Annotated in this window: 18 protein-coding genes; 15 read left to right on the plus strand and 3 right to left on the minus strand. The window is 43.4% G+C overall.

The features are described 5' to 3' along the window. Positions 1-11: 11 nt before the first annotated feature. Together QP775_RS00350 and ric are read left to right on the plus strand one after the other, a co-directional pair. Entirely contained in the window at positions 12-869 is an 858-nt protein-coding gene (locus tag QP775_RS00350; protein WP_239326984.1) for a DegV family protein, read from the plus strand. 133 nt (positions 870-1,002) lie between these two features. Continuing rightward, positions 1,003-1,695 carry an iron-sulfur cluster repair di-iron protein gene (gene ric / locus QP775_RS00355; RefSeq protein ID WP_285102737.1) on the plus strand — a complete coding sequence of 231 codons (693 nt, stop codon included), beginning with the start codon at positions 1,003-1,005 and terminating at the stop codon, positions 1,693-1,695. A gap of 140 nt (positions 1,696-1,835) precedes the next feature. Here ric and QP775_RS00360 read toward each other — a convergent pair whose 3' ends face one another. Then, entirely contained in the window at positions 1,836-3,368 is a 1,533-nt protein-coding gene (locus QP775_RS00360) for a solute symporter family protein (RefSeq protein WP_285102739.1), read from the minus strand. Continuing rightward, positions 3,368-3,682 carry a DUF485 domain-containing protein gene (locus QP775_RS00365; RefSeq protein WP_239326990.1) on the minus strand — a complete coding sequence of 105 codons (315 nt, stop codon included), beginning with the start codon at positions 3,680-3,682 and terminating at the stop codon, positions 3,368-3,370. Before QP775_RS00365 ends, QP775_RS00360 begins: the two co-directional genes overlap by 1 nt. Before the next feature lie 206 nt (positions 3,683-3,888). On the opposite strand from QP775_RS00365, the gene QP775_RS00370 reads away from it, so the two are divergent. The 5 genes from QP775_RS00370 to QP775_RS00390 all read left to right on the plus strand — a co-directional run bounded on the left by QP775_RS00370 (position 3,889) and on the right by QP775_RS00390 (position 9,739). Then, positions 3,889-4,605: a response regulator transcription factor gene (locus QP775_RS00370; RefSeq protein ID WP_239326992.1), complete on the plus strand. Its 717-nt coding sequence runs from the start codon at positions 3,889-3,891 to the stop codon at positions 4,603-4,605. Beyond that, entirely contained in the window at positions 4,602-5,675 is a 1,074-nt protein-coding gene (locus QP775_RS00375) for a sensor histidine kinase (protein WP_285102743.1), read from the plus strand. The genes QP775_RS00370 and QP775_RS00375 overlap by 4 nt, the downstream gene beginning before the upstream one ends. A gap of 459 nt (positions 5,676-6,134) precedes the next feature. Continuing rightward, a complete protein-coding gene (locus QP775_RS00380; RefSeq protein ID WP_239326996.1) occupies positions 6,135-6,917 on the plus strand; it encodes an ABC transporter ATP-binding protein in 783 nt (260 codons plus the stop codon). After that, complete coding sequence (locus tag QP775_RS00385) at positions 6,889-8,835, plus strand: ABC transporter permease (RefSeq protein WP_285102745.1); 1,947 nt, start codon at positions 6,889-6,891, stop codon at positions 8,833-8,835. The genes QP775_RS00380 and QP775_RS00385 overlap by 29 nt, the downstream gene beginning before the upstream one ends. 166 nt (positions 8,836-9,001) lie before the next feature. Then, on the plus strand, positions 9,002-9,739 hold the full coding sequence (locus QP775_RS00390) for a hypothetical protein (protein WP_285102747.1): 738 nt from the start codon (positions 9,002-9,004) through the stop codon (positions 9,737-9,739). A 217-nt stretch (positions 9,740-9,956) separates the two neighbouring features. Here QP775_RS00390 and QP775_RS00395 read toward each other — a convergent pair whose 3' ends face one another. Further along, the gene (locus QP775_RS00395; protein WP_239327732.1) at positions 9,957-10,667 is read right to left on the minus strand and encodes a Crp/Fnr family transcriptional regulator; all 711 of its coding nucleotides are present in this window, start codon (positions 10,665-10,667) and stop codon (positions 9,957-9,959) included. A 563-nt stretch (positions 10,668-11,230) separates the two neighbouring features. Here QP775_RS00395 and adhE point away from each other — a divergent pair. From adhE to QP775_RS00435, 8 genes are all read left to right on the plus strand, one after another. Continuing rightward, positions 11,231-13,852, plus strand: a complete 2,622-nt coding sequence (adhE, locus tag QP775_RS00400) for a bifunctional acetaldehyde-CoA/alcohol dehydrogenase (protein WP_483311981.1) — start codon at positions 11,231-11,233, stop codon at positions 13,850-13,852. A 493-nt stretch (positions 13,853-14,345) separates the two neighbouring features. After that, on the plus strand, positions 14,346-16,607 hold the full coding sequence (gene pflB, locus QP775_RS00405) for a formate C-acetyltransferase (RefSeq protein WP_239327003.1): 2,262 nt from the start codon (positions 14,346-14,348) through the stop codon (positions 16,605-16,607). A 184-nt stretch (positions 16,608-16,791) separates the two neighbouring features. Beyond that, positions 16,792-17,532, plus strand: coding sequence for a pyruvate formate-lyase-activating protein (gene pflA / locus QP775_RS00410; RefSeq protein WP_239327005.1), 741 nt, complete (start codon positions 16,792-16,794; stop codon positions 17,530-17,532). Positions 17,533-18,093: 561 nt separating this feature from the next. Next, complete coding sequence (locus QP775_RS00415; protein ID WP_239327007.1) at positions 18,094-19,467, plus strand: extracellular solute-binding protein; 1,374 nt, start codon at positions 18,094-18,096, stop codon at positions 19,465-19,467. Positions 19,468-19,578: 111 nt separating this feature from the next. Then, positions 19,579-20,463, plus strand: a complete 885-nt coding sequence (locus QP775_RS00420) for a carbohydrate ABC transporter permease (RefSeq protein ID WP_028544106.1) — start codon at positions 19,579-19,581, stop codon at positions 20,461-20,463. Positions 20,464-20,465: 2 nt separating this feature from the next. After that, positions 20,466-21,293, plus strand: coding sequence for a carbohydrate ABC transporter permease (locus tag QP775_RS00425; protein ID WP_481857237.1), 828 nt, complete (start codon positions 20,466-20,468; stop codon positions 21,291-21,293). A 109-nt stretch (positions 21,294-21,402) separates the two neighbouring features. Next, complete coding sequence (locus QP775_RS00430) at positions 21,403-23,328, plus strand: sensor histidine kinase (protein WP_285102755.1); 1,926 nt, start codon at positions 21,403-21,405, stop codon at positions 23,326-23,328. Next, positions 23,325-24,932: a response regulator transcription factor gene (locus QP775_RS00435; RefSeq protein WP_285102757.1), complete on the plus strand. Its 1,608-nt coding sequence runs from the start codon at positions 23,325-23,327 to the stop codon at positions 24,930-24,932. The genes QP775_RS00430 and QP775_RS00435 overlap by 4 nt, the downstream gene beginning before the upstream one ends. Positions 24,933-24,969: the final 37 nt, after the last annotated feature.

Raw genomic sequence — 24,969 nt, forward strand, 5'->3', positions numbered from 1 at the left:
AGGAGAATGACATGACCATTCATATCATCACAGACGGAAGCTCCGATTTGACTCCAGAGATCGCCAGCCAATTCGGAATTAACGTTGTCCCGCTCTACGTTCGATTTGGGCAGGATATTCATACTTCAGACATGGATTCGGCAGTGTTCTATGAACGCATGCGTAATGAGGAAGAATTACCTAAAACTTCAAGCCCATCGCCTGGTGACTTTTATAATATGTATAAATCATTGGATGCTGACAAAGACATTTTGGTTTTGTGCTTAACTTCGCAATTAAGCAGTACCTATAACCATGCTGTAATGGCAAAGTCGATGTACGAGGAAGACGGGCACACGAACAGAGTAGAGGTCATCGATACCAAGACGGCTTCTATGGGATTAGGATTGCTGGCAGTCCGTGCAGCTCTAATGGCTAAGGCCGGCAAGAGCCTGACCGACATGAATGAAGCGATCAAGCAGTGCGTACAGCAGACGAGGACTTATTTTACATTGGATACACTAGAGAACGCGATTCGTGGCGGACGCCTGAACCGACTTAAAGGAACAGTGGCTTCTATGCTGAACATTAAAGTATTAATGCGAGCGAACGAAGACGGTGTTATTGAGACGATGGAGAAGATCCGGGGTACGCAGCGAGCGCTCAAGCGAATGATCGAGAAGGTTGGTGAGGCATGGCATCATGCCGACCGCAATTGGATCGCGTTGGCCCATTCCAATTGTGAAGAGCGCGCAAAGGAATTTCTGAATACACTGTTAGAGAAATATCCATTTGAAAATGTGCTATTCGTCAACATGGGACCGGTGATCGGTACATATGCCGGTGAAGGCGGCGTTCTGCTGGCCTTTGAAGAGCCGAATTCGAATTGATTCAGGCTTCCTGAATTGGTCACATCATAAGTGCGTACAATCACAATGGCCTCCAGCCGATTGTTCTATTCTAAATCTGTGAGATTCTTTCACTAGATGCATGAGAAGAACAGTTCGATAGGAGGCTATTATTATGAAATTTCATGATCAAATGATGGTGCGGGATATTGTGCTTTCATATCCTGCGGCTAGCGATATGTTTAAAAAATTAAAAATCGATTTTTGCTGTGGCGGCAATCGTCCACTTGCTGAGGCAGCAGCTTCACGTCAATTAGACCCTGCCTCGATCATTCAACAATTGCAGACTCAATATGACGAGGCTCCTGCTGTATATACAGGAGTGGATTGGAAGTACATGTCCTCCAGATCATTAATTGATTATATTGTGAATAAGCATCATCGTTATTTGGAAGAACAGCTGCCCATGATTGCAGCTAACGTTGCACGGGTGTATCATGTCCACGGGGCAGAACAACCACATTTGCAGGAAATGCACCGATTATTTGGGGAACTTCGTGCAGAGCTTGAAACCCATACCGCCAACGAAGAAGCCGAACAGTTTCCGGCACTTATTCAGGCTGAGGAGATGGGAACAGCGAATGATGAGCTTGCCCATGTGGCAGAAGCAATCGCTAAATTGGAGTCCGAGCACAGTGCAGCAGGCGAGCTGTTAAGACAAATCAGGGAGGCCACTTCCGATTTTACTGTTCCTGAACATGCCTGTACAACCTATCGCGTCACATACGCAAGGCTCGAAGAGTTGGAAGCGATGACGTTTGAACATGTACATCTTGAAAATAATGTACTGTTTCCTCGATTCCTTTAAACTAGAAGGTCGGATTTAAGACATAAAAATGATATGAATTATGCCCAAAACAGCACCTTCCGTTACCACCGAGCTCAAGCTTGGGACGGAAGGTGCTTATGCTGTTTATGCAGCTAATTGGAATGGATTGCTAGATAGCATTACATATGAATACCTGTATGAGCTTTGACGACTACTTCATCAAACTTGGCATCAGATGTCACTGGTCGTGAAGATAGCATTGTGCCGAGCCATGCTCCAATAAACCCTAACGGTATGGATATGATGCCTGGATTCGTTAAACTGATGAGTGGATCACCGGTGAAAATGGCTTTTCCCGCAGGGCCCCAAACACTTGGGCTGATGGCCACCAGCACAATAGCTGAGATCAAGCCAGTGAGCATACCGGTCACGGCCCCAGTCGTGTTAAACCGACGCCACATAATCGTAAACAAAATGACAGGCAAATTTGCACTTGCAGCAACGGCAAACGCCAAGCCAACGAGAAAGGCGACGTTAAGCTTCGATGCAAGCAGCGCCAGTGCGATGGAGAGAACAGCAACGCCAATTGAAGCACAGCGTGCTGCTGACATTTGCTCTTTCTCGCTTGCTTTTCCCTTGCGGACAATATGGTTATAGAAGTCATGTGCAAATGCGGAGGCAGCGGATAAGACGAGTCCAGTAACTACGGCTAGTATCGTTGCGAAAGCAACCGCCGAGATTAATGCAAAGAAGAAATCACCGCCAAGCGCCTTCGCTAGTAAAGGGGCCGCCATATTGCCACCCTTATCCGCACCGATAATGGCATCTGTGCCAACAAAGGCAGCAGCGCCAAATCCTAGAAAAATAGTCATCACGTAAAATATTCCGATTAACCAAGTTGCATAAACAACGGATGTGCGAGCTGTAGGTGCATCTTTTACCGTAAAGAAGCGAATTAGAATATGCGGCAGACCTGCCGTGCCAAGGACAAGACCGAGATTAAGCGAGATGGTGTCCAGAGGGTTCTTATATTTATTGCCTGGGTTGAGGAAGGCGTCACCTAAAGGTGTGGCTGATTTCATCTGGTGAAACATCTCCGTAAGACTGAAGTTAAATTTGGAAAATACGATAATTGACAGCAGCAAAGTGCCGCCCATCAGGAGAATCGCTTTAATAATCTGCACCCATGAGGTGGCATGCATGCCGCCGAAGACCACGTACAAGGTCATTAATAGACCTACAATAACAACCGACCATACATAATCGATACCAAGCAGTAGCTTGATTAACGCACCTGCTCCGACAAGCTGGGCAATCATATAAAAGGTGGAGATGGTGACCGTATTTAAGGCGGCAATGCCTCGAATCTTATTATTGTTAAAGCGCGCTGCAATCATATCGGCTAACGTGTATTTGCCCAGATTACGCAGCGGTTCTGCGACAAGGTATAACACAACAAGATAAGCAACGAGAAAACCGATGGAATAGAAAAATCCATCAAAGCCGACAAGTGCAATAGAACCTGCGATCCCGAGAAATGAGGCGGCCGACATGTAGTCGCCTGCAATGGCAAAGCCGTTTTGCCATCCTTTGAGTTCCCCGCCTGCTGTATAAAATTGTGAGGCGGAGTTGGTTTTTCTGGCGGCGACATAGGTAATGACCATGGTCAGCATCACGATCAGACAGAAGAGTATAAATGGTGTTGTGTTCATTATTGCTGACCTCCCCATTCACGGCTCAGCTTGCGAACCATGTGGTCAAACTTGGCAGCCTTCCGAACGTATAGGGTACACAAGGTCCATGTCATGATGAACTGGGCGAAGGCAAATATCCAGGCCCAGCTAATCGGGCCGATCGCAGATTGGTTTAGTATTGTCGTGTATGAGGTCAATAGAGGAAGCGCCAAATAAAACACCAAAAAAAAGATCGTAGCCGGGATAATAAATCGTTTCTTTTTGTACATTAGAGCTCGAAAATGGGGGGATTGCGCGATGTGTGTATATTCGTGGTCTTGTATTTTTGTCATTTATTCAACCTCCGTATCGATCTTATCAATTGCCTGAATATGTACCCTAAAACTGGCGATAATGCCGAGCAATCTTCCCACCTCCTCCTGCTCCCCATTGATGGCTCCATATGGAATGTATAATGTTGATTGTGCTATGATGGGAAAGCACGGAATGATTTGAATTTAATAAGACTATATGAACATGTTAATGGGGGAACACCTATATGTACCGCATTCTTATCGTAGAAGATGATGACAAGATTGCTTCGATGTTGCAGTCGTCACTTGAAAAATATGATTATGAAGTAAACAGGCCTACGAATTTTAAACTGTTAAAGGAAGAGGTTGTCAAGTTCCAGCCAGATCTTATTCTGTTGGATATCCATTTGCCATCCTATGATGGGTTTTATTGGTGTCGTCAATTCCGATCGGTAACAAATGCACCTATTATTTTTGTGTCGGCCCGTACAGGTGAGATGGATCAGGTGATGGCAATAGAGAACGGCGGCGATGACTTTATTACGAAGCCATTCCATCTTGACGTGCTGCTTGCAAAGATTAAGGGTGTGCTTCGTCGTTCATACGGCGAGTATGCGGCCAGTGGTTCCGGCAACGGTGAAGAGATTGTCGTCCATGGCCTATCTCTGCATCGGTCCAAGAACATATTGGAGTGGCAGGGCAAGCGTGTTGATCTCACAAAGAACGAAGCTTTGCTGCTGGGAAGCTTGATGGAGCGTGTTGACCATATTGTCTCTCGTGAGACGCTGTTGGAGACGCTGTGGGACGACGTTGATTTTGTGGATGATAACACGCTAACTGTAAATGTCACTCGCGTTCGCAAGAAAATGGAAGAGATCGGTGTAATGAAAGCTATTGAAACGGTACGTGGCCAAGGATATCGACTGCTCCAGACCTGGACTGAAGACGGTGCTCTTTCATGACCCTGTGGAAGTACGCGAAGGATCGCTCCATCTTGATTTTGGCATGGCTGCTTGCCTTGTTGATGTCGCTGTTCGTCATTTATCTTGACTTGAATATCGGACGTCAGTATATTCGGAGCCCGAGTCTCGTGTATGTGTTTGTCCTTGGAGTCATTATATTAACACTAGGCATCGTCTATGATTATTTGCGTCAGCGTGATTGGTACAAGGAACTTCATAATGCTTGGGATAACACGTCAGACAGCGATTTTACCCTTTGTATGCAGAACCCGGTTACCGAAGAACAGAAGCTTATGCACGAGCTGATCAATCGGCAATACGGTTCATTTATGAACGAGTTGCTTGTGATGAGGCAGCAGCGTGAGCAGCATGTACATTTTACGAATCAATGGGTTCATCATATGAAAACGCCTGTATCCGTCTTGCATTTATTGACGCAGCAGCCTCCGACGGCGATGAATATCATTGAGACGGAAGATTTGCTGCAAAATGTAAATGAGGAAGTGGAGCGGTTGGCTCGCGGATTGGAAATGATGCTGACGACGGCCCGCCTGGAGAAGTTCGAACTTGATCTTCACGTATCGCGGATCTCAATTCATCATACAATTCGTCAGGTAATCAACCAGAATAAGAAGTCGCTCATTCGCCATCAAATCTTTCCTAAGATTAGTGGGGAAGACATACAGGTGGAGAGCGATGAGAAGTGGCTGCAGTTTATTATTACGCAATTAGTGACTAATGCGATCAAATATTCGAAAGATAAGCCTGGGACGAAGTCCTTACAATTTGAGATCGAGCAGGCTTCATACGGCATATTGCTGCATGTGAAGGATGAAGGAATTGGGATCGCTGAGCACGACGTTGCACGCGTATTTGATCCTTTCTTTACAGGTGAGAATGGCCGCAAAGAAGGTGATGCGACAGGAATGGGACTCTATCTAGTGAAGCAGGTATGTGCTCGCCTAGGACATACGATAACGGTGAACTCTAAGATTCAGGAAGGTACAACGTTTACGATTCGGTTTACATCTGATAGCTTGCAGCGCGGTGTCTATGTGGCTCCCAAGTAACCAGAGCAGAACGTTTCTATTGTATTCGGTTGATAATCAAATAATTGTGTGCACGTATCAGAAAAGCGAACCTGCTCCTCTTAGGAGAAGGTTCGTTTTTTGTGTTAATCTAAACAACAGGCACATCTAGAGGAAGAGGCACCACGAACACTTAAATAGAACCATGGATATAGTCCATCCGAGCGTATTTGTGTTAAAATATTGGGGTTATGAACCATATGCAAGATGTTGGCAAAATGAATTAGGAAGTAAAATGTGAGATGGCTTCCGTCCATCATATTGGATAGATGCTGTATGTATAATGGAAGTACAACATAGAGCGTCTTGTCTGCTTGAACCGGCGGAAAGACGTTTTTCCTTTTTTAGCTGCAGTATGGATATAATAAGAAAGGTGAGCAGCCTCTCTAAACATGTAAAGCAGTATTAAATCAGCTCTAAATTATTATTGGAGGGTACAACATGGAACCATTGCTGCGTGCAGAACAGATCACGAAAGTATATGGCACACGCGGGAAGATGACCTATACAGCGTTGCAGGATATACATTTACAAGTGGAAGCAGGGGAGTTTGTCGGTATAATGGGGCCTTCCGGAAGCGGAAAAACGACGCTGCTGAACCTATTAGCCACAATAGACAAGCCAACGTCAGGCAATATTTATATTAACGGTACGAACCCTTACAAATTAAATAATCGCAAGATTGCCAAATTCCGCAGACATGAGCTTGGCTTCGTATTTCAGGATTTTAATTTGATTGACACCTTAACGATTAAAGAAAATATCATACTACCGCTAGCTTTGGATCGCCTGCCGATCAAAGAGATCGAAGCAAGGCTCGAGAGTACAGTCAAATGGCTTGGTATTGATCATATTCTGGATAGACGCCCCTATGAAATCTCTGGTGGACAGAAGCAGCGTACAGCTATCGCGCGAGCAGTCATTCATCAGCCTTCCCTGTTGTTAGCCGACGAATTGACAGGTAATTTGGATTCCAAGGCTGCGAAAGACGTGATGAAGGCCTTGCAGGATCTGAACGAGAATTTGAATCGAACAATCTTAATTGTCACACATGACCCGTTTGCGGCTAGTTTCTGCAAGCGAATCTTGTTTATTAAGGATGGCAAGCTGTTCACTGAAATTCGCCGAGGCACTAACCGTCAAACTTTTTTTCAACAGATATTGGATACTTTAAGTTTATTGGGAGGCAATTTTGATGACATTCCGACGGCTCGCTTTCAGTAATATTCGACAGAGCTGGCACCGTTATGCAGCTTACTTTTTGAGCTGTGTTTTTTCAGTTACCGTATTTTTTTTGTATTCTTCTTTTATATATCATCCAGATATTGTGAGCGGAAAAGTAAGCGGTGGAGAGATGATCAGCGGTCTCATTGTAGTATGCCAGTTCATGATTATGATGTTCTCCTTTTTCTTTGTGTTATATTCCAGTTCGGCGTTCTTACGTTCGCGTAAGAAGGAATTTGGATTGTTTACATTGTTCGGAATGACCAAATGGCAAATGAGGAGAATGGTCATTTATGAAAATATGATTATTTCTTTGCTTGCGATTGCAAGCGGCATGGCTGCCGGAGCAGTAACGTTAAAGCTTTTTCTAATGGTACTGTCCCATTTGCTGCGAATTGATACACCTTTGCCTTTTTACATCTCATTATCATCGATTCAAATCACGATCATTGCTTATCTGCTGCTGTTTGCGCTTATTACGCTATTCTCCCTGCGTAAAGTAGGCAAGCTTCAGATCATTCAACTGATTAAAGCAGAAAACCAGACCAGGAAACCCCCAAGGTTTTCTTGGTTGTTATTTATCGCATCGCTTGTTTTAATTGGTTCGGGGTATTACATGGCATTTAATACCGACTTGCTGAATATTGTTGCGAATTTCTTTCCAACGATTGGCTTAACGTTTGTTGGTACATATTTTCTGTACACACAAGGGAGTACAGCTATAGTAAAGCTTCTCTCCTATAACAAGCGGTATTTGTATACCGGAACAAATTTGTTAAACGTTACCCAAGCCACTTATCGGATTCGGGATAATGCTCGGGTATTATATACGATTACCTTATTAAGTGCGGTGGTGCTAACGGCTTCAGCTACGTTTTTTGTCGTGGATAAAGGGCTGCAGATCAAAGCAGACGCGTTTAATCCGTTTCAATTTACGGTAATGCAAATTCATGGAGAAGGCAGCCCTTTGGCTATGAATAAAGTCAAAGATACGGTAGAAAGCCATGGACATCAGATAACGGCAGCGATCACAGCCAATATCTTGCTAGCGTATGTGGAAGACGTGTACAGCTTTAATAAGAGCGCAGCGGTGATTGGTGTCACCAAGTATAACGAGATTGCGATAAGTAAGCAGTTTCCAAAAGTCAAACCGATTACTTCAGGAGTTTATTGGATTGATCAAAGTGAGTACATCAAATATACAGACAGCTCTTATCGGAAGTCGGCTGCGCTCGATAAAGTGACCATTAAAGTTGAGGGTATGTCGCAGTCCTATACAGCAAAGGTGATTGAACGAAGAGAGCAGGTTGTGATGACGCCTTCGTATACGGCTAATTTATTGTTTGTTGTTCCTGATAATGTGATGTTAAAGCTGCAGTCCACAGCTCCCGCTGAGGAGAAGAGGATCATTTATAATATTGATTGGACAGACGGGAACGAAGCCCTGCCTTTAGTCCAAGATTTGAAGAAGCAGCTTGCTGCTGATTCACAGCACTTTGTATCCAATCGCATCGAAGATCGCAACGAGCTTAGCCAGACAACTTCGCTCATCTTTTTTATTGGTATTTTCATTAGTCTGCTGTTCTTTATCGCAAGCGGCAGTATTATTTACTTTAAGTTATTCAGCGATCTACAAGAAGATCAAGCCTATTTCCGATCTTTAACGCGTATAGGTTTATCTTTAAGTGAGATTCGCCGTGTAGTAAATGTTCAAGTGGGATTGGTATTTTTCTTGCCTTGTGTAGTAGGAAGTGTCCATACGATGTTTGCAATGAAGACTCTAAGTAATTTGCTGTTAGAAAATATAATGGGTTATGCGTCTACCATTGTTTGCGCATTCATTGTGATGCAGTTCATATACTTTTTAGCAGCAAGACGAACCTATTTGAAGAAAATAATGCAGGAAATCGTCATTTAGGTCCAAATGGTTAAGTTATCATCCAATAGCCACACTTTGTTGACATTTTGAACGGTTATCGCCGTTTTGTTACGGATTTGATACTTTTATCTTTGTATATTCGTGCATAATAACTGATGAAGGTAGATGCCCGTCGAAGAGGAATGCAAGAAAGTGAGTGGACAGAATGAACAATCAACGATTACGCATCGGCAGATCCGGAATTCTTCTCGTGATCGCGCTGCTGCTTATTGCGGGGTGTGCGTCGGTTCAGAAAGAACAGCCACTTATGAGGCAGTCAGCTCCCGCGGTATCTGACACAGCTGTATCCGTCAAAATTGAAGGTGGAACGTATGTCCCTAATTTATCAGAGCGGTTGCAGATTGAATGGCATAATGGATTACAAGTGAGCGAAGCCCTTAAAGCAACAGGCACGATTAAGCTGAAAGAAGACGGATCTGGTGTTGCTTCAGTAGGGGACGCATCATTGGACACTAATATGTCATGGGGTATTTATTTAAATGAAACGGAACTTCGCACGACGGCAGATTTGTCTGCTGAGTTAAATAACGACGATAAGATACTCATTTTCGTGAAAGAGCTTGATGTAGATACAAGCAGTGTGCCGATGCCAAGTATTGACTTGAGTATAGACGGCGGCAAGCTTGCTCCGCATTTAACGAATACGTATGCGATTCCGTGGCAGGAGAACTGCACACTGGCTGATATATTTGAACAATTCGGGCACATAAGAATGGCAGAGAACGGCACCGAGATTAAGCAAATAGGCGACAAGCCGCTGCCTAAAGACACGGTTGCGCGTGTAAAGGTAAATAACAAAGTTATACCTTCAGATCAGATGCTTACTTTTCTGATTCAATCCGATGATCATATTGAGATCGATATTGATAACAAGACCCCATAAGAAGCCTTGCTCCTTAGCAGCTGAACAAGCTGTGTGAGGACAAGGCTTTTGTTATGGAAGTATGCTCTCACTTCTGCATAACATACGAAGTAAGGCATAGATGCGGCCAAAGGCAAAAAATCGCGCTGCAAGGTGACCGTTTGCAGCGCGATTATGTCATAGCTAGAGAGGAGGTGTAGCAGTGGAGGGTGATTGAACCAAATTGTTTCCGGTATCTCTAAATTCGGCAAATTTCCTTTGGACACATTTCACAATGACATACATCCTGCAGATGCTCCAATTCACGTATTACGATCATGCCATTGTCATATTCCAAGACGCCTTTCTTGCGCAGGTCGCTCAGCATCCGGTTTACACTTTCACGAGTTGCGCCTATCATGTTGGAGAGGTCTGTATGGGTTATCTTTTTATTAATAAGTTTCCCGCCATCTTCCAGTTCTTGACCGTACGTGTTCGATAGCCGAATCAATGTAGAGCATAGTGCGCCTGGCTTACCATACATCATCAGATCGCGGAATTTCGTCTGCGTCAAGCGGTGGTGAATTCCCATCCACTTCATAAAATCTATTGAGAAGTCGCAATGCTGACAGATTAGCACCTCCAGATCACGCTGCTCGATCAGGCCAACTTCACCTTCTTCAATGACTTCAGCAGTAAAGCTGTGCTTTGTACTGTGGAAAGGATCGACTTGACCGACAAGATCTCCGGCTTGATACATATATAAAATAAGTTCTTTACCTTCATCCGTTGATTTGGTAACTTTGACACGTCCGCTCTTCAACATAAACAACTTGTCTGCCGTGTCGCCTTCCCAAAATAGGTGAGAGCCTTCGGGGTACGTGCGATCCTTTGCTATGGAAAGGATACGTTCTCGGTTCTGATCCGAGAAACAAGTAATATTTGAATTGTCTCCGTATTGTTCGCTCATATGTTCCACTCCGTTCTCCTCCAATAGGTCTCTAGGCTCATGGTATTAGATTTAGCTGTTAACTACCTCATAGAAACCTTGTGACTTGTTTCACTATTTAATACGTTACTTATATATTGGACGTTCCAGTGATTATTGTCAATTTAATTTATAATTTAAATGAATTTATGAGAACAATTGTTGAACATTGTGCATATATAGTGAAGTTTTTCGTTTTGATGCAGCATGCTGACTATAAATATGCCCACTGTGAGTGTGAAATACCCAAAACAAATCTATCCAACAATGGGGCATACCTTGTATTGTATAACATCGGCCAATCTGTTAAACAGGTGCTGTGGATGCGTTTTTATACAATATTAAAAGCACGCCAACAAAGTTATTTAAAAATGTTTTTACTACGTGAAAAAAATCACTTGATATTTACAGAACTTCGTATTATGATTGAGTTGTGAAATGATTCACATAATAAATTTTAGATCTGACACCCTGATCCAATAGATAACAGGTATAATAGAACGGAGATCGGTGTTTGGTAAATATACCCTTACTGGAGGCGGAGAATGATGGCAAAAGCAGAAGTGAAACCAACTGTAGAGATGAAGGAAGCAACAAATGTCGAAGCGCATATTCAACAACTGATTAATCGTGCGAAGAAGGCTCATGAAGCATTTATGTCCATGAACCAGGAGCAGATCGATGTTGTTGTTCAACAAATGGCGCTTGCCGGTCTTGACAAGCATATGATGCTTGCCAAACTCGCAGTAGAGGAAACGGGTCGTGGTGTATACGAAGACAAAATCACGAAAAACATTTTTGCAACGGAATACATTCATAATCATATCAAATATGCCAAAACGGTTGGTGTAATTGAAGACAATGATTATGATAACTGTGTAAAAATCGCAGAGCCTGTCGGCATTGTAATGGGCGTAACACCGGTTACGAATCCGACTTCAACGACCATGTTTAAGGCGCTTATCTCCATTAAGACACGGAACCCGATCATCTTTGCTTTCCATCCATCCGCACAGAAGTGCAGTGCCGAAGCAGCAAGAGTGCTGGCAGAAGCCGCAGTGAAGTACGGTGCGCCTGAACACTGTATCCAATGGATTGAGATGCCTTCGATGGAAGCTACCAACGCCTTGATGAATCATCCTGATGTAGCGTTGATCCTGGCAACAGGCGGTTCTGGAATGGTTCGAGCAGCATACAGCGCTGGCAAGCCAGCACTGGGTGTAGGACCTGGTAACGTACCTTGCTTCATTGAGAAAAGTGCGAAGCTGGATCAGGCCGTAACGGACTTGATTTTGTCCAAAACATTTGATAACGGTATGATCTGTGCATCGGAACAGGCGGTTATTATTGAGGAACCGGTATACAACGAAGTGAAAAAATTAATGCAGTATTACGGCTGCTATTTTACTAATAAAGAAGAAACAGCGAAATTGCAAGCGATGGCGATCAAGGCAGAGACTTGCGCAGTAAATCCGAACATTGTTGGTCAACCAGCAACTAAGATCGCTGAAATGGCTGGCATCAAAGTGCCTGCCGACACCAAGATACTGGTGGCTGAACTCGACGGAGTAGGACCTAAATTCCCGTTGTCTGCTGAGAAATTAAGCCCTGTGCTTGCTTGTTATAAAGTAAAAACAGCGCAAGAAGGCATCGATCGTGCAGCTGAAATCGTCGCTTTCGGCGGTATGGGCCACTCCTCGGTTATTCATTCGAATAACGAAGAGGTGATTGCAAAGTTCGGTGATCGCTTGCCTACTGGACGTATTCTCGTTAACTCGCCGTCGACTCACGGAGCAATCGGCGATTTGTACAATACCAACATTCCATCTCTTACACTGGGCTGTGGTTCTTATGGTCGCAACTCGACTTCGAACAACGTATCGGCAGTTAATCTTATTAACATCAAACGGGTGGCGAAGCGTACAGTGAACATGCAATGGTTTAAAGTTCCTAACAAAGTGTATTTTGAAAAAGGCTCCACACAATACTTGGCGAAAATGCCGGATATCGAACGTGTGATGATCGTAACGGACCCTATGATGGTCAAATTGGGATACGTGGAACGTGTTGAACACTACTTGCGTCAACGTCGTAATCCGGTAGCTATCGAAGTGTTCTACGATGTAGAACCAGATCCATCAACAACAACAGTAAACCGTGGTACGGATATGATGAAGAGCTTTAAGCCTGACTGTATCATTGCATTAGGCGGTGGTTCCCCAATGGATGCTGCAAAAGCGATGTGGCTATTCTACGAATATCCAGATACTGATTTCAACAACTTGAAACAGAAATTCTTGGATATCCGCAAGCGTACATTTAAATATCCGCGTCTGGGTCAGAAAGCGAAGTTTGTGGCGATTCCAACAACTTCCGGTACAGGTTCTGAGGTTACCTCGTTTGCGGTTATTACAGATAAAGAAAATGGCAACACCAAATATCCGTTGGCTGATTACGAGCTGACACCAGATGTAGCAATTATCGATCCAGAGTTTGTATACAGTTTGCCTCGCGTAGCGGTAGCGGACACAGGAATGGACGTATTGACTCACGCGATTGAAGCGTATGTATCCGTTATGGCTAATGACTATACAGATGGCTTGGCTATTAAAGCAATCCAACTCGTCTTTGAGCATTTGGTTAAATCGGCTAATGAAGCATGCCCACTGGCTCGTGAGAAGATGCATAATGCATCTACGATTGCAGGGATGGCGTTTGCAAATGCGTTCCTCGGAATCAATCACAGTTTGGCACACAAATGGGGCGCTCAGTATCATACGGCACACGGCCGCACAAATGCCATCTTGATGCCGCATGTCATTCGTTACAATGCGAAGAAACCGACGAAGTTCGCTTCGTTCCCTAAATATGACCACTTCGTAGCAGATGTGCGCTACGCTGAGATCGCTAGAATCTTGGGATTGCCAGCACGTACGACTGAGGAAGGCGTGAATAGCTTGATTGATGCCATTCGCGACTTGAACCGTCAATTAGGAATCCCAGAAACATTCCAAGAAATTGGTTTCGATCCTAAGGATTTTGAATCCCGTGTGGATTACTTGGCAGACCGTGCATTTGAAGATCAATGTACGACCGCCAATCCGAAAATGCCGTTAGTACCAGAATTAGCTGATGTATACCGCAATGCATTCTACGGCAGATTCTAATCGAGTGTACGACACCTCATTCCTTTGAGGTAGTAACGGATCCTGATCACGAGCATATCGCGATCAGGACTCCATTCCATCAGGTTGCATCCACCTTTTCTTATAGGCGGCAGACTAATGTCTGCTGCCCTTTTTCCAAATTATTTACGGTACTAAATAGCAAACGGATTATGAGGAAAGATAGGGTATTGTAACAAAATTCACAAAATTGAGATAATTGATGTGATTAAACTCATGTTGAATTGAGATAATGTGATTAAAGTCACATAACCACTATGTGAAAAGGGGTACAATTAGCTCATAGCAAAGAAGTTAACGCTATCGATAAAGGATAAGATTCCTATGATGCATCACTCTTTGCTTAGCTGCACTTGGCGTCATCGTATTGTCAGTTTTACTTCTTACTTTCCATTTTATTGGATAAGACGTAATGCTGGGTGCAACAAGGATAAGATCTATATATAAAGAAAACCTACTTAATGGAGGGATTTCGATGTCGGTAATTGAAAAGAATGTATCAGAAGCAACTAGTCCATGGCGTGGATTCCAAGCAGGAAAATGGAACAATCATGTTGACGTTCGCAATTTTATTGAAAAAAACGTTAACCCTTATCTGAACGACGAATCGTTCTTGGTTGGACCAACTCAGAATACGAAAGATTTGTGGGACATCGTCAGCCAACTTTCCAAAGAAGAACGTGATCGCGGTGGTGTATGGGATGTAGACGTCAATACGCCAGCAACGATTGTTTCTCACAAACCTGGATACTTGGATAAAGACAAGGAAGCTGTAGTTGGTGTACAAACAGATGCACCATTCCGTCGTTCCATTCAGCCTTTCGGCGGGATTCGCATGATGATTGATGCTTGTGAAGCATATGGCTTCAAAATGCCGCAAGAAGTCATCGACATTTTCATGAATATTCGTAAGACGCATAACCAAGGTGTCTTTGATGCTTATACAAGCGATATGCGTATGGCCCGCAAATCCGGTATTATTACAGGACTTCCAGATGCATATGGTCGTGGACGGATTATCGGTGACTACCGTCGAGCTGCGTTGTATGGTATCGACTTCCTAATTAAAGAAAAGAAACAAGTACTGCAAGATCTTGAAGTGGACGTAATTGATGAAGATGTAATTCGTGATCGTGAAGAGACCTCCGAACAAATTCGTGCACTTGGCGAATTAAAGCAGCTTGCAGAAATGCACGGCTTTGATATTTCTAAGCCAGCAGCTAATGCTCGTGAAGCATTCCAATGGTTGTATTTTGCTTACCTGGCAGCTATTAAAGAACAAAATGGTGCTGCAATGTCACTTGGACGCGTATCCTCCTTCCTTGATATTTACGTTGAACGTGACCTTAAAGAAGGCACTTTGACCGAAGAGCAAGCGCAAGAATTGGTTGACCATTTTGTGATGAAATTGCGTATTGTGAAGTTCTTGCGTACACCTGACTACAACGAATTGTTCTCCGGCGACCCTACATGGGTAACGGAATCCATCGGTGGTATGGCGCTTGACGGCACGACGCTTGTTACTAAAAATAGCTTCCGGTTCCTGCACACGCTGTACAACTTGGGTGCTGCTCCTGAACCTAACTTAACCGTGCTCTGGTCTGAGAAATTGCCAGATGCATTTAAAAAATATTGTGCAAAAGCGTCAATTGAAACAAGCTCGATTCAATATGAGAACGATGACCTGATGCGTCCACACTTTGGTGATGATTACGGTATTGCTTGTTGTGTATCTGCAATGCGCATCGGTAAACAAATGCAGTTCTTCGGCGCTCGCGCCAACTTGGCGAAATGCTTGCTGTACGCTATCAATGGTGGTATAGATGAGAAGCTTGGCGTTCAAGTAGGCCCTGAGCTGCCTGCGATCACAAGCGATGTGTTAGATTATGATGAAGTTATGAAACGCTTCAAACAAATGATGCAGTGGCTCTCGAAGCTGTACATGAATTCCTTGAACGTAATCCATTACATGCATGATAAATACAGCTACGAGCGGATTGAGATGGCCCTCCACGATCGTGAAATTCTGCGTACGATGGCATGTGGTATCGCAGGTTTGTCCGTAGCAGCCGATTCTTTAAGTGCTATTAAGTACGCTAAAGTGAAGCCAATTCGTAACGAGCAAGGCATTGCAGTTGACTTTGAAGTAGAAGGCGATTTCCCTTGCTACGGTAACAATGACGATCGTGTTGACAACATTGCAATTGAGCTTGTTGAGTCCTTTATGAACATGATTCGTAAAAACAAAACATATCGGAATGCGTTGCCGACACAATCCGTCTTGACCATTACGTCTAACGTAGTTTATGGTAAGAAAACAGGTACAACACCTGACGGTCGTAAAGCTGGCGAACCATTTGCACCTGGAGCAAACCCAATGCACGGCCGTGACAAAAAAGGAGCGCTTGCTTCATTGAACTCGGTTGCCAAATTGCCATATGAACATAGCTTGGACGGTATTTCCAATACGTTCTCCATCGTGCCTAAAGCACTTGGAAAAGATCTGGAAGGTCGCAAAGCTAACTTGGTTGCCATGTTGGACGGTTATTTCCATAACCACGCGCACCACTTAAACGTGAACGTATTTGATCGTGAACAATTGTTGGATGCAATGGATCACCCAGAAAACTATCCACAATTAACGATCCGTGTCTCGGGTTATGCGGTTAACTTCATCAAGTTGACTCGTGAGCAACAACTCGATGTCATCAACCGTACATTCCATGGTTCGATGTAAATTGGCTCTTCAGATCCAATTTGTAACCGTAGATAACTGCAAGTAACTGCACATTATAGTCAGGGGCGTGACCGACCCGAACAAACGAACCTTGCTGGGCGTTTATTCGGCTGGTTGCGCCCCTTCCTTTACGAGTATAATAAACAGAATAGTGCAGAGGGATAGGAAAGGATTTGTGATCGTTATGATTGGACGTATACATTCTGTTGAAACATTCGGCACGGTTGATGGCCCAGGCATTCGTTTTATTTTATTTCTACAAGGATGCGCGTTAAAATGCCAATATTGTCATAATCGAGATACATGGAACTTAATGGGCGGCAAAGAGATGTCACTTGAAGAAGTATTAAGCGAGATTGAACCGTATTTGAATTATTACCGCTCATCCGGTGGAGGTCTGACCATTTCAGGAGGAGAGCCGACGCTGCAGGCACCGTTTGTCAAAGAGATTTTCAAGGCTGTAAAAGAGCGCTGGAATCTGCATACGACACTGGACACAAATGGTTTTAATGAAGTGACCAAGCTCGAGGAGTTGTATGATCTTACTGATCTAGTGTTGCTGGATATTAAGCATATTAACAACGAGAAGCATCAAGAACTTGTCGGTGTTCCGAATCTCCGCACGCTGGAGACTGCCCGTTGGCTGTCTGATCACGGCAAGAAAATGTGGATTCGCCATGTATTTGTGCCTACAAAGAATGACGATGAAGAGGATTTGCTGGAGTTGGGTCGATTTATTGGCAGTTTAAATGGCGTAGAAAAGTTTGAGCTTCTCCCTTACCATCAGATGGGCGTATATAAATGGGAGGCATGTGGCGAGAAGTATCCACTGGAAGGTGTTGATTCTCCCACAGAGGAAGAGGTAGAGCGTGCTAAGCGTTTGATAGAATTAGGAAGACAACAAACGTTAAGTAAACTTGCTTAAATGGATTTATAATCAGGAATGCTAACCAGAATGGTGTCTGACATCGTTCTGGTTTTATTTTTTTATGAATAATGAGTTCTAAATGAACTGCCTGCTCAACAATGACTACTTGATCGTAACCTCAATTGAACCTACATACCTTTTATCAGCCTACATATGTACCGCATCATCATCTGGTCAGCAGTGATCGCGCTTGAATTTAAATACCTCACGATTGAAACTCTATATTATCTCGACAATCCGCAGCGGCATCCATTAATCCAAGTGTTCAACTCAATTAAGATATCGATCTCTCGAAGCGATCGAGTATGATGCAATTGTCTGTGTCCACTAACATTTGACATGATTAGTGTCTGTTTGACTAAATAATAAATTTAAAATGGGACAAATATTAAAAAAAACGAGACTTAAGTCCCGTACAAGGGTCATTTTGTACAATTATTTTTGTATAGTAGAGATTTTTATCCCTATATTAGAAAAATGACATCCTTACGGAACACATTGTCCCGATCTATAATAAGGATGTACCACAAAACAAGACCAAATGGGAGGGTCATAAGGATGAAGAAAAGTTTAACGCTTCTCCTCACTCTGATTTTTGTAGCATCTGCTGCTCTTACTGGTTGCGGTAGCAGCAACACAGAGACACAAGCTAACGGATCGGACAAAGGAACTGAAACCAAAACAGAAGAGCCTAAAAAAGCAGAGCCATTTGAGTTAAAACTTCGCCATACGCAAGTTGGTGACGCTAAGAAAAATCGTTTCGCTATCTTGGAAGAGGTTGTTAAGACTACTCAAGGCGAGAATGAAGGCTTGACAATCAAGCTTGACGGCGTTGAGTCTGACATTAACCGTAAAGAGAAACTTAGAGGCGAGATGGCTGCTGGTGACATTCCGGATATTTTCGACGTATTTGGTAGCCCAGACGCTAAATTGTATGCTGGACAAGGCAAGATGCTTGACCTGACGCCTATCCTTGATGAACTCGGAATCAAAGACAAGTTCACAGGCTTGGGACCATTCACTTTGGATGATAAAGTATACGGATTGCCAATTGGAGCTTCCGCTGAGGGCGTATTCTACAATAAAGAATACTTTACAGCTAAAGGCTTTAAAGTTCCAACAACATGGGCAGAGTGGGAGAAATTGCTGGCTGACGTTAAAGCGGATGGCAAAACACCACTTGCAGGTGCTTCCAAAGCAGCTTGGGTTCCATTAATGGTAACAAACCAATTGTGGTCACGTACAGCTGGTCCTGAATTCGCTAAAGGCTTCGCTACTGGCGCTGCTAAGTGGACTGATCCAGCAATGGTTAAAGCGTTTGCAAAACAAAAAGAGTGGGTTGACAAAGGATACTTCAAAAAAGGCGAACTCGGTTTTGAGTACGCTGAACTGCAAACTCAATTCGTTTCTGGTGAAGCTGCAATGATGTTTGATGGTACATGGCAGTCTTCCATCTTCAAAGCGGGCGGTATTGGCGAGAAGATGATCGGTAAAGTTGGATTCTTTAACGTACCAGCAATCGACGGTGGCCAAGGCGACCAAACAGCAATGATGCAAGATACAAACAATGGTTATGGGTTCTCTGCTAAAGTAGCTGAAGATCCTCGTAAACTTGCAGCGGTTAAATCTTTCATCAAAAACTTGTACACAGAAGATATGCAGATCCGCGGCTTGGTTGAAGATGGCGTATTGCCTTCCATGTTGGTAGACAAAGCGAAAATTGATGCCAAAGTTACAGATCCGCTTATGAAAGAAATCGCAACGGTGTTGGCAGGCACAACTTCCTCCTTCCCGGCGTTTGATGCATTGGTTCAAGCAGACGTGAATACAACATTGTCTATCGAAATTCAGAAGTTGATCGGCGGTCAAACATCACCAGAGAAATTGGCTGAAGCGGTACAAAAAGTACAAGACGAAGCAAACGGTCAATAACAATGAAGAAAGGAGATGTACCATTCACCCTGTTGTGGGTGGTACATCTTTATTCTTATCTAGGATGTAGAAATGAGTGGAGTAAGTCATACTTAGTGGAGGTTGCCAGCCATGAATAAAGCTTTAAGGAACCCAATCACCTACGCGCTCTTCCTGCTGCCTGCCCTAATCTTGTTCGTGATGTTCTTTATATATCCGACTATTACAGCGGTATATTATAGCTTTACGAACTGGGACGGGGTCTCCAGCACTATGAAGTTCATCGGGTTTAAAAACTATACAAAAGCATTGGGCGACGAGGCATTTTGGAAATCAGTATTAAATAACGGTTATTTCATCTTCTTCTCTTGCTTTATCCAAGTTCCATTGATTATTTTATTCTCGCTCTTAATCGCTAACGTGAAGAAGTTAAGAGGCTTCTATAAAACAGCTGTCTTTATGCCTTCTGTTATGTCGACGGCAGTAATCGGTATTTTGTGGTCGTTTATTTATCAGCCAGAGATTGGTCTGATGAATCAAGTACTCGGCATTTTTGGTATCGACCCGATTTATTGGTTAAGTGAACAAAAGTACGCAATGTGGGCTATTTTGATTACTAATGCTTGGCAGTGGACCGGATTCTATGTCGTAATGGTGTTAGCTGCGATCCTTGCTATTCCTAAAGACCTGGAAGAAGCTGCATCAATTGACGGTGCTACAGGTGTTCAACGTGCATTCAAGATTACATTGCCGCTTATTATGCCTATCGTGTCGGTTGTCATCATGCTATCTATCGCGGGTGCGATGAAAGCTGCTGATATCGTGCTTGTTATGACCAAAGGCGGACCAGCAGGTTCGACGGACGTCATGGCAACATACATGATTCGTTATGCGATCACAAACTTCAAATATGGGTTTGGTAATACGATTGCGGTGTTAATCTTTATCTTTACTGCAATTATCACACTCGTGTATCAGTTGGTGCTTGCAAGACGTAGCGAAAGGATTGAGTACTAATGATGAGAAATTGGAAGAGCAGTATAAATCATATCATTCTACTAGCGTATATGCTCGTCATTTTGTATCCGTTCCTGTTTGTCATCTTTTCCTCACTGAAAGCGGACAACGTTACCATTGCATCGAACCCGTTTGGTTTTCCTACAGAGTTCTATTGGGATAACTACGTAAACGCGTGGGTAAATGCTAAGATTAGCACGTACTTCTGGAACAGCTTGTACATCGCCCTATTGTGTGCGGTCATATCCATCTTTATCGGTGCAATGGCTTCCTTTGCTATTACGAGAATGCGCTACGCGAAGCTAAGCCTATTCTTCTTTGGACTTATTACGGTAGGGATGTTGATTCCGAACAACTCTTTAATGCTTCCGATCTACTTGCTGATTCGTAAAATGGGGATTTTGAATACGCATATGGCCTTGATTGTGCCGTATATAGCGAATGCAATTCCATTTACCGTCATCATATTGGCTGCATTTATGCGATCATTGCCAGGTGAGATTGAGGAGGCAGCTGTTGTAGACGGTTTAAGAGCACCAGGTATTTTTGCAAGGGTAGTGCTCCCACTTACCGTACCCGCGCTGGTTACCGTATTTATTATTAACTTCTTAGGTAACTGGAACGAGTACTTGCTTGCAAACTACTTCTTGTCCGAAGATGCGCTGCGAACGCTGCCAGTTGGTATGGTTGGCTTCCGTGACGCCTATCAGACGAACTATGCACAGATGTCAGCGGGTATCGTATTTAGTGTAGTACCAGTTATGGTCATTTATGCTGTACTTCAAGAACAAATTATTGAAGGTTTGACGGCAGGTGGCGTTAAAGGATAATATTATCCACTTTATAAGTGAAATGTAAGCTCTTACGTGATAAAATGAATATATGATGAATAGAGCCGAAGTGACACGCAGGATCAAAAACAAAGGGGTAATGAGCAGAATGAATTTACGTTATAAATTGTTTAGCGGATTTATTCTACTTATTATAATCCCTTTGTTTTTGTTAGGTACAATTACATTCTTTATTACGTTTCAGCTGCTGGAGAAGAAATATAGTGAGCAGGCTGAGTTTTCTATGCGCGCCATAGGGCATAGCATCGGTTATATTTTTGATGAGATTAATAAAGTAACCGACAGCGGTATTGCTAACAATGTATTCCAGCAGGCCTTGTACTTGCCGAAGGATAACGTTCATCATCTAGTCGATATTCACAAGGACACCAATCTGGACGGTATCGAGAAAGACAAGTTATCGGGTTCCACGGAAGGAACCAACAACGAGAATGAGTCCGATTATAACAACGCAGATTATATTCGAATGATTGAACGTCAACAGAATTTTAGGAAGCTCATTTATAACCATCCTTCGATCGGCTATGCATTTTTATATAATTTCAGGGGGTATGGGGAGTCCAGCATTATTCCTATATTTGCTAAAGAAAATTTTCGTGCGATGCCATTCGAACAGTTCCGCGAACATCGTGTATTCGAAGAGGTTGTGAACCGAAAAGGTGAGCCATTATGGCTTGGGCCAAATGAATATCCAGAGCTAACGGGATACGAATCTGTATTTACGCAGATACGTGTGGTCAAAGATTTAAACACGATGAAAGACTTAGGTATTTCCATGGTTCAGATGAAGGATTGGGACTTGGATACGTTTTTTAACAAGTTTTATTCAGCCAGCCAAATGGATAATACGCGGTTTTTTATTGTAAATGATGATGGTCTTGTTTTTTATGATAACGAGAAGAAAATCGCAGGCAGTAATATTTCAAAGTATTTATCGAAGCCCATTTCACTTGCCGATGGTTATAGCAGTTACAAAGATAAGTTCAGCGATCATGAAAGCGTTATATCCATCTATCAAATGCCCAAATATAACTGGCATCTGGTGTCCGTACGGGACTGGAACTCGATTTCTAAAGAGATGGTCGTGTACATCAAATGGGTATCCGTTATTATGGTTATCTGTGTGTTGGGCGCGTTCCTCTTTAACTTGCTGTTTATGAATCGTATTTCTAAAAATATCGTACGTACGGTGCGATTTATGCGCAAAGTAGAGGACGGGGATTTGAGCGTTAGACTTGATGAGGAAGGCAATGACGAACTACGTTTGCTGTCGCGCGGCTTTAATCGTTTGATGGATCGAGTCAACAGCTTGATTGATCAGGTGAAGCAGGAGCAAGGACAGAAGACATCCGCCGAGATGCGTGTACTGCAAGCGCAGATTAAGCCACACTTCTTGTTTAATACGCTAGAATCAATAAACGTACTCGCGATTCAAAATGAGGGCCGTAAGGTTAGTCAGATGGTATACAGGCTTGGCAACATTTTGCGTATCAGCATTCAGGACAAAGAAGAAATAACAGTGCGGCAGGAACTCGAATATTTACGAAGTTATTTGGAAATTCAGAAATTTCGGTTTGAGGAACTGTTTAATTTTGAAATTGACGTTCCAGAAGATCTCATGAATTGTATGATGCAGAAACTGACGCTTCAGCCGTTGGTAGAGAATTGCATCCAGCATGCTTTCGATGGAATTACACATACGGGTTGGATTCGCATCTCGGCGTATGCCGATGAGGAGCGCATCTATCTCACCGTCGAGGATAACGGAATGGGCATGTCCAATGAGCAGCTCAGACGATTTGAATACTTACAATCGGACGATATGAAATCCGTTACTCCACAACTAGAAGGCACATACAATACTGAGCGTCGTGGACTTGGTGTCCGCAGCGTAGCTGATCGCATCCGAATTCAATATGGCAGCAGATATGGATTGTATATTTGTTCGGCGCCGAATTGCGGAACCATTATTCAATGCACAATACCGAGATATGAACAGGGTGAGAGCCAATGAATGTGAAGGCATTACTAATTGATGACGAGGTCCATATTCTAAACAACTTAAAGATTGTCATCCCATGGGAAGATATGCAGGTCGAAATCATTGGTACAGCCCGTAATGGCGCAGAGGCACTTGATTTAGTTCGATTACACGAGCCTGATCTCATTTTGTGTGATATTCGGATGCCAGTCATGGATGGAATGGAGTTCCTTCGGGAAGTTCGCAAGATGGGCAGTGAAAGCGAAGTGCTGATGCTGACGGGGTATCAGGAATTTGAATATGCAAGAATTGCTCTGCAGCACGGCGTGCGTGATTACATTCTCAAACCAATCAACTATGAAGAATTAGAAGATATTGTTCGTAAAATATCGGATATTATCCGTTCTCGGAAAATGGAAAAAACGATGGCGGAGCGCAGGTGGGGAAAAGTTATTAGTCTCGCCTACGAAAAAATGATGTTCGACGTTATTATGGGGTTCACTTCAGGTAACCCCAGCTACTTTATGGTAGATGACGAGTATCAATCTGATCAGCTTGTCTATACGGTACTGCTGGTTGATTTGGACGGGTATGCGCAGCGAACTGTATCATGGACAGACAATGAACGCAAGCTGTGGAACTTTGCGGTGCGAAACGTACTGCAGGATGCACTTCAGGATGACTGGCTTAAATATGCAGTCCTTCAAACCCGTGAAGGGGAATGGTGCGTGCTGCTGCAATTTTATAAAGAACGATATGACATTACCGAGGCAGACGTGGAAAGATGGGCGACGACGATCCAACAGGCCGTTAAGGAGCATGTCAAAATGACGGTAAGTCTAGCATGGGACTCAGGGCCGATCCCAATGCTAGGATTAGCTGCCACATACAAAAGGCTGCAGCGTGTACTGTTGCTTCAATCGGAAGTAGAGCAGCTTGTACCAGTGGATGAAAGTTCTACAGCACGTCAAGTGGCAATGGTGTCACAGTGGCAATTAGTTGAAGAAATTGTATCAGGCATGAAACAGAATGATCGTCATAAGGTGGAGCATGGCTTGCACGATTTGCAATCAAGCCTCTTATTAATGTCGGAACAATCCATTGTACGTGCAGAAAAGTTTCTTCAATATGTTATCATTCACCTGCTGCGCGAGATGCGGGAATTGGAGCTGCTGACCACACAAGAAGAGGAAGTCATGTGGAACAAGCTGCAATATTGTGTCAGCGTCAAAGATCTGCTCACTGTTATTACACAACTGTTAGCGCAGACCAATGAGCATGCAATGAACAAGAAGTCTAGCGAAATGCTGATGATTTCCGCGAAAGATTATATTCAACGCAACTTAAGCTCAGATATCGGGATTGACGAAATCGCAGATTACTTGGGGATTAGTTGTAGTTATTTCAGCCTGTTATTTAAAAATCATTTCGGGGAAACGTTTGTTGAATTTGTCACCAAGCAGCGTATGGAGCTTGCCAAGTCGATGCTTATTATGACGGATAAGAGTATTACGCAGGTTGGACACTTGGTCGGATATGCAGAACGCCGGTATTTCTCCAAAGTATTCCAGAAATATACCGGTATGACACCTTCAGAATTCCGTGACAAAGAAGCGTCTGTACCTTATCAAGACTAGTTATAATTCGATATACAGCTTAATATAAATACGTAGT

This window comes from Paenibacillus sp. UMB4589-SE434, from assembly GCF_030226685.1.
GTDB lineage: Bacteria > Bacillota > Bacilli > Paenibacillales > Paenibacillaceae > Paenibacillus_B.

Excerpts from the sequence above, each read along its gene's own strand:
- QP775_RS00415 (WP_239327007.1), top strand. The coding sequence starts at position 18,094 with ATGAAGAAAAGTTTAACGCTTCTCCTCACTCTGATTTTTGTAGCATCT.
- adhE (WP_483311981.1), top strand. The coding sequence starts at position 11,231 with ATGATGGCAAAAGCAGAAGTGAAACCAACTGTAGAGATGAAGGAAGCA.
- QP775_RS00390 (WP_285102747.1), top strand. The coding sequence starts at position 9,002 with ATGAACAATCAACGATTACGCATCGGCAGATCCGGAATTCTTCTCGTG.
- QP775_RS00385 (WP_285102745.1), top strand. The coding sequence starts at position 6,889 with ATGACATTCCGACGGCTCGCTTTCAGTAATATTCGACAGAGCTGGCAC.
- pflB (WP_239327003.1), top strand. The coding sequence starts at position 14,346 with ATGTCGGTAATTGAAAAGAATGTATCAGAAGCAACTAGTCCATGGCGT.
- QP775_RS00370 (WP_239326992.1), top strand. The coding sequence starts at position 3,889 with ATGTACCGCATTCTTATCGTAGAAGATGATGACAAGATTGCTTCGATG.
- QP775_RS00375 (WP_285102743.1), top strand. The coding sequence starts at position 4,602 with ATGACCCTGTGGAAGTACGCGAAGGATCGCTCCATCTTGATTTTGGCA.
- pflA (WP_239327005.1), top strand. The coding sequence starts at position 16,792 with ATGATTGGACGTATACATTCTGTTGAAACATTCGGCACGGTTGATGGC.
- QP775_RS00435 (WP_285102757.1), top strand. The coding sequence starts at position 23,325 with ATGAATGTGAAGGCATTACTAATTGATGACGAGGTCCATATTCTAAAC.
- QP775_RS00420 (WP_028544106.1), top strand. The coding sequence starts at position 19,579 with ATGAATAAAGCTTTAAGGAACCCAATCACCTACGCGCTCTTCCTGCTG.
- QP775_RS00430 (WP_285102755.1), top strand. The coding sequence starts at position 21,403 with ATGAATTTACGTTATAAATTGTTTAGCGGATTTATTCTACTTATTATA.
- QP775_RS00395 (WP_239327732.1), bottom strand. The coding sequence starts at position 10,667 with ATGAGCGAACAATACGGAGACAATTCAAATATTACTTGTTTCTCGGAT.
- QP775_RS00380 (WP_239326996.1), top strand. The coding sequence starts at position 6,135 with ATGGAACCATTGCTGCGTGCAGAACAGATCACGAAAGTATATGGCACA.
- QP775_RS00425 (WP_481857237.1), top strand. The coding sequence starts at position 20,466 with ATGAGAAATTGGAAGAGCAGTATAAATCATATCATTCTACTAGCGTAT.
- QP775_RS00365 (WP_239326990.1), bottom strand. The coding sequence starts at position 3,682 with ATGACAAAAATACAAGACCACGAATATACACACATCGCGCAATCCCCC.
- ric (WP_285102737.1), top strand. The coding sequence starts at position 1,003 with ATGAAATTTCATGATCAAATGATGGTGCGGGATATTGTGCTTTCATAT.
- QP775_RS00360 (WP_285102739.1), bottom strand. The coding sequence starts at position 3,368 with ATGAACACAACACCATTTATACTCTTCTGTCTGATCGTGATGCTGACC.
- QP775_RS00350 (WP_239326984.1), top strand. The coding sequence starts at position 12 with ATGACCATTCATATCATCACAGACGGAAGCTCCGATTTGACTCCAGAG.